5 protein-coding genes and 2 tRNA genes are annotated in these 5,667 nt (G+C 41.2%); 4 read left to right on the top strand and 3 right to left on the bottom strand.

Annotation, left to right across the window (positions count from 1 at the left end; genetic code table 11):
- Window positions 1-188 (top strand): hypothetical protein (locus AB1488_01080; GenBank protein MEW6408693.1); only part of this gene is annotated, 188 nt, incomplete at its 5' end.
- Here AB1488_01080 and AB1488_01085 read toward each other — a convergent pair.
- From AB1488_01085 to AB1488_01095, 3 genes are all read right to left on the bottom strand, one after another.
- Window positions 154-229, bottom strand: a tRNA-Glu gene (locus AB1488_01085). The two genes, AB1488_01080 and AB1488_01085, sit on opposite strands and share 35 nt — an antisense overlap.
- 116 nt (window positions 230-345) lie before the next feature.
- A tRNA-Gln gene (locus AB1488_01090) sits at window positions 346-419 on the bottom strand.
- Window positions 420-515: 96 nt separating this feature from the next.
- On the bottom strand, window positions 516-1,298 hold the full coding sequence (locus tag AB1488_01095) for a lytic transglycosylase domain-containing protein (protein MEW6408694.1): 783 nt from the start codon (window positions 1,296-1,298) through the stop codon (window positions 516-518).
- Between the two features lie 82 nt (window positions 1,299-1,380).
- Between AB1488_01095 and trkA the strand changes: the two genes are divergently transcribed.
- The 3 genes from trkA to AB1488_01110 all read left to right on the top strand — a co-directional run.
- Window positions 1,381-2,724 carry a Trk system potassium transporter TrkA gene (gene trkA, locus AB1488_01100; GenBank protein MEW6408695.1) on the top strand — a complete coding sequence of 448 codons (1,344 nt, stop codon included), beginning with the start codon at window positions 1,381-1,383 and terminating at the stop codon, window positions 2,722-2,724.
- A complete protein-coding gene (locus AB1488_01105; GenBank protein ID MEW6408696.1) occupies window positions 2,721-4,169 on the top strand; it encodes a TrkH family potassium uptake protein in 1,449 nt (482 codons plus the stop codon). The genes trkA and AB1488_01105 overlap by 4 nt, the downstream gene beginning before the upstream one ends.
- 10 nt (window positions 4,170-4,179) lie before the next feature.
- Window positions 4,180-5,667 (top strand): ABC transporter substrate-binding protein (locus AB1488_01110; GenBank protein ID MEW6408697.1); only part of this gene is annotated, 1,488 nt, incomplete at its 3' end.

The following is a 5,667-nucleotide window of genomic DNA, read 5'->3' on the forward strand; positions in this document are numbered from 1 at the left end:
TGTTAGAATGTGATATACATATTCCTTTGCTTCGCGATCTTCGATTGGTGCTATGCCTGCTGTCTTCGGCATATGATAAATCTATCATCTTTTATCTTTACTGTCACTATCAAGAAAATAGAACCGTCCCATTTTTCCCTTCTAATGTTCAGATGGTGGTCCCAACGGGAGTCGAACCCGTGTCTTAGCCTTGAGAGGGCTACGTCCTCGGCCTCTAGACGATGGGACCATATAAAGACAGTGATCAGTGAATAGTGTTTAGTGATTAGAAAATGATAAATAAAACAATTTTATTAAAAGTTTTTCACTAATAACTATTCACTAACCACTAATCACTGTAGTTCGTGGCTGGGGAGAGAGGATTCGAACCCCTGTAAGCAGATCCAGAGTCTGCCGTCCTGCCGCTGGACGACTCCCCAAAAATCCAATGTTCTTGAGAATATAAAATATCACATAGAATATGTCAAGCAGTGGTAGGATTTATTGTTAATCTAAGGGAGTGATAACAGGGCTGTTTATTGTATCATATTTGTAAAGAGTATGCTTCCGTCCTTCTGTATTATTTTGTATATCCGCTCTTTTCTTTCTGTAGCCATTAGCCCACTACCTCTGTAAATACCCAGCACCTTTCTGACATAATCCTGGGTTTCCTTAATGGGAGGGATATTCTTCCACTGCTGAACACGTTCTGGACCTGCATTATATGCTGCCAGAGAAAGCGGGAGATTACCATTGAATTGACTAAGCAGATACTTCAGGTATCTTACGCCACCATCAATATTTTCCTCAGGGTTAAATGCATTATAGACATTTAATTCATAAGAGGTTCTTGGCATCAGCTGCATGAGCCCCTGCGCACCTTTTTGAGAAACAGCATAGGGATTGAAGTTAGATTCAGCCCTTATTACAGCCTTTACAAGTGCAGGGTCTATCCCATATCTCTCGGATGTATTATGGATAACCTCAGAAAATGCAGTGTCTGTGATTTGTGTCTGTGATTTAGGAATAGTAGCAGCAATCTTGGATGACTTTATGCCTAACCTCTGAGTGTTTACCGCTGAGTTTATCTTTTTAGATGACTCTGGATATACTTTTTTAAACTTATCTTCAGTTGGAACATTGCTAAAGTGTATTACACCTTGTTCATCAACATATTTAAAGATGTCGCCACTGCTGAGAGATGGTAAAAGAAGCATCACAAAAAGGATTAAAGAGATAAGGATTGAAGGATTAAAGTTTTGAAGGGTAAAGCTTATCCCTTTAATCCTTGTCCCTTCAATCCTTGTAATATATGGCATGACAAGTCTATATCATACAACGAACTATTTGTCAAACATAAAAAGAGTGACCTTGAATATTTGTTATGCTATAATTTCGCTCATGCGAGTGATAATAGTTGGTGCAGGTGAAGTAGGTTATCAGATTGCCAAGTTTCTGTCTCAGGAGGCTATCGATGTGGTTGTCATTGACAGAGAAAAGGAGAAGCTGAGGAGGATTGGTGAAGAACTCGATGTAGCGGTTATCGAGGGCGAAGGAGGGAATCCCTCAGCATTGAAGGAAGCAGAGGCTGATAAGTCAGATATGCTCATTGCAGTTACCGATAGCGATGAGACGAATATGATAGCCTGCCTTCTTGCGAAAGCAATGTTCAACATACCGAAGAAGATTGCAAGAATAAGAAACCCTGAATATTTTCAGAACGAAAAGATTTTAAGTAAAGAGAACCTTGACATAAGTTCTGCCATCAACCCTGAACTTGAGGTAGCCCGCGCAATAATAAGACTCCTTGAGGTTCCCTTTGCCACAGAGGTTGAAGACTTTGAATACGGTGCCATAAAGGTGATCGGTTTTAAGATACCCAAAGGAACTAAGCTGGCAGAAAAACCCCTCAAGAGTATCCGTATATCTATACCGCCAAAAAGATTTCTTATTGGACTGATTGAAAGGGACGATAAGGTGTTTATCCCCTCAGGGACAGATACTATCAAAACTGGAGACATAATTTACATGCCTGTAAAGAAGGGAGAAGGGGAAGATATACTTAATCGTTTTGGATTTTCAGCAACTCCTGCAAAAAAAGTTATGATTGTCGGTGGCGGGAGGGTAGGTTATTATATTGCGTCTGCAATCGAGTCAAGGATTAATGTAAAGGTCATCGAGAGAAATGAAGAAAGATGCAAGTATTTGATCAATAACCTCAAGAAGAGCGTAGTGCTTCATGGTGATGGCTCAGACCAGAAGCTCCTTGAAGAGGAGAACATAGGCGATATGGATATCTTTGTGTCGGTATCCAACAATGAAGAACTTAATATTATGGCATCTCTCCTTGCAAAAAAACTGGGTGTGAAGAAGACCATTACTATAGTTAACAGGACAGAATATCTTTCACTTGCTCAGGGTCTTGGACTTCAGGCTGTTTTAAGTCCGAGGCTTATTACGGCAAGCACTATTCTCAGGTATGTTAGAAGAGGGGATATACTATCTTTGACCGCAATAGCAGAGGATAGGGCAGAGATAATAGAGGCGAGGGTGGGACAGCAATCAGCCCTCGTAGGGAAATCTCTGAGTCAGACAACACTACCAAAGGCGTCGCTTGTGGGAGCCATTATAAGAGGTGACTCCATAATAATCCCTTCAGGTGCAGATACGATACTTGAAGGCGACAAATTGATCTTCTTTACCCTCAGAGAGTCGATAAAGCAAATAGAAAATCTTCTCGTATGAGCTGGCATCTAATATTAAACCTTATTGGTTTTGTGCTTGTATTTACATCCATATTTATGCTTATTCCGGTTGCTGTATCATTAATCTACGGGGGAGAAGACATTACCTCCCTCATCGTTTCATTTGTTTTAACCTTTTTATCTGGAGGCCTTCTTTATTTTTCTACGAGAAGTCACAGAAAGGAAGATCTTAGACATAAGGATGGTTTTATTATAGTCACTCTGAGCTGGTTAGCAGTGAGTTTTTTTGGCTCCCTGCCCTTTATCCTTTCGGGCAGTATTCCTTCTTTTACCGATGCCTATTTTGAGGCGATGTCAGGTTTTACAACTACAGGGGCTTCGGTAATTAAAGACATTGAAGCTCTTCCGAAGGGTATTCTTTTCTGGAGGAGTCTTACGCAGTGGATTGGAGGTATGGGGATAATCCTTTTTGCTATTGCAATACTTCCCTTTCTCGGTGCTGGGACGGTACATCTATTCAGGGCAGAGGTGCCTGAGATTACTGTTGACAAACTAAGACCAAGGATTATCAATACTGCCAAGGCACTCTGGTACATCTATGTCACCATCACAGTGGCTGCAACATTATTCTATATGGCAGGTGGCATGAGTATATACGATGCCCTTTGCCATTCCTTTACTACCCTTGCAACCGGAGGCTTTTCAACAAAGAATGCAAGTATTGCTCACTTCCACAGTCCTTTCATTGACGCTGTAGTTACTATCTTCATGTTCCTTTCAGGGGTAAACTACTCCCTTTATTTTTTCGTCTTTAGAGGTAATATCTTAATGCTTTTAAAAAGTAATGAGTTTAAATTCTATATCTCTGTCACACTGTTATCCATTGCTCTTATAACTCTGAGCATCTGGGTCTCTTCCTATGGGTTTTTCCTTGATTCCATAAGATATGCCTCTTTTCAGGCAGTCTCTATAATGACGACTACAGGTTATGTAACTGCTGATTATGAGAGGTGGCCTTTTTTCCCACAGATACTCCTTGTGGTTCTTATGTTTTTTGGCAGTATGATAGGCTCAACAGGAGGTGGGATGAAACAGGTTAGAGTCCTGTTAATGCTTAAACAGGTTTACAGGGAGATATACCAGCTTATACATCCCCATGCCATGACAAAGCTCAAGATTGATAATAAGACCTTGACGAAAGAGCTATTAGGCAACATATGGGGTTTTCTCTTTCTATTTCTGTTTATCTGGGTCGTTTCAACACTTGCATTGACTGCTCTCGGGGTCGATATAATCACCTCAGCGACTACTGCTATCTCTGCGATGTCTAATGTAGGTCCTGCTCTCGGTGAAGCAGGGCCGATGGATAATTACTCTGGCCTTCCTGCTGCCGGCAAATGGATTCTGATATTCTGCATGCTAACTGGAAGACTTGAGGTCTATACGGTTATAATCCTCTTTATACCTCATTTCTGGAAGAAATAGATAAAAGCATATGAAAATAAAATTACTATTTCTCTGTGCATGCATGTTTCTTTTATCATGCAGTGGAGATACACGCCTTGATGGTTATCTTTACCTGAGACTTAACGCTAATCCTACAACATTAGACCCTGCCTTTATTGTAGATGTTACGGGTGGAAATATATCGGCAAAGATATTTAATGGTCTTGTGCGGTTCGATGAAAGATTAAATATTATACCTGACATAGCAGGAAGCTGGTATATATCAAAGGATGGAAGGGTCTATACATTTAAACTTAAAAAAGGTGTAAGGTTTGCAAATGGAAGGGAAGTGGAGGCGGGAGACTTTAAATACTCCTTTGAGCGTATATTAAACCCAGGGACAAGATCTCCCAATACATGGGTGCTGGAGGCGATACTCGGGGCGAAGGAATATATGAATGGAAAAATCGCAGAGGTGTCTGGGATAAAGGTAATAGATAGATACACCCTTAGATTGATAACCAGAGAGCCATTTATGCCTTTTATGGGCCTTCTTGCGATGACTGCTGCTTATGTTGTTCCAAAAGAAGAGATTGAACGACTCGGTGCTGAGTTTTCAAGATACCCTTCAGGGACAGGTCCATTCAAGATAAGTGAATGGCGCCAGAGCCAGTGGCTCAGGCTCGTAGTTAATGATAGTTACTTTGAGGGGAGGGCGAAGATAAAAGGGATTATCTACAGGATTATTCCAGAGGATCTTACCGCCATAGCCGAATTTGAGACAGGAAGACTCGATGCGATTGGTATCCCTGCTTCAGAATTCAGAAGGTATATGTCAGATAACAGGTGGAAGGATAAGATACTCAGTGGCGTCGGTATGAATACATACTACCTCGGTCTAAACTGTTCAAGGAGACCTTTTGATAATCCTGTTGTCAGAAGGGCTGTTGCTTATGCAATTGACAGAAAGAAGATACTCGATACAGTCTATCAGGGCAGGGGACAACTTGCTGAAAGTGTGATCCCGCCGATGCTTTTAAGAATTCGGAGTTCGGAGTTCAGAGTTCGGAGTTATAAATACGATCCTGAGATGGCAAGAAGATTGTTAAAAGAGGCAGGTTATCCAGAGGGGTTAAGGATAAAGATATACATCACTGCAGATCAGGAAGTGCTTGATATTGTTGAGGTCATTCAGCATTATCTCAAAGAGGCAGGGATTTATGCAGAGATCCGCTCACTTGAATGGAGTGCTTACAAGGAGGCTTTAAATAAAGGTGAACCTGATGCCTTCTGGCTTTCATGGTGGGCAGATTACCCCGATCCTGAGAATTTTCTCTTTCCGGTATTTCATTCATCAAACTGGGGTGCAGCTGGAAACAGGACGAGATTCAAAAACACCGAAGTTGATAAACTCATAGAGAAGGCGCAAAAGGCAGTAGATGTAAAGATGAGATACAAACTTTATCGAGATGCAGAATTGAGGATTATAGAGCAGGTTCCCTGGGTTTTTTTCTGGCACAGGATAGAATATGTAATG

Source organism: Nitrospirota bacterium, assembly GCA_040756155.1.
In the GTDB taxonomy this organism is placed as follows: domain Bacteria; phylum Nitrospirota; class Thermodesulfovibrionia; order JACRGW01; family JBFLZU01; genus JBFLZU01.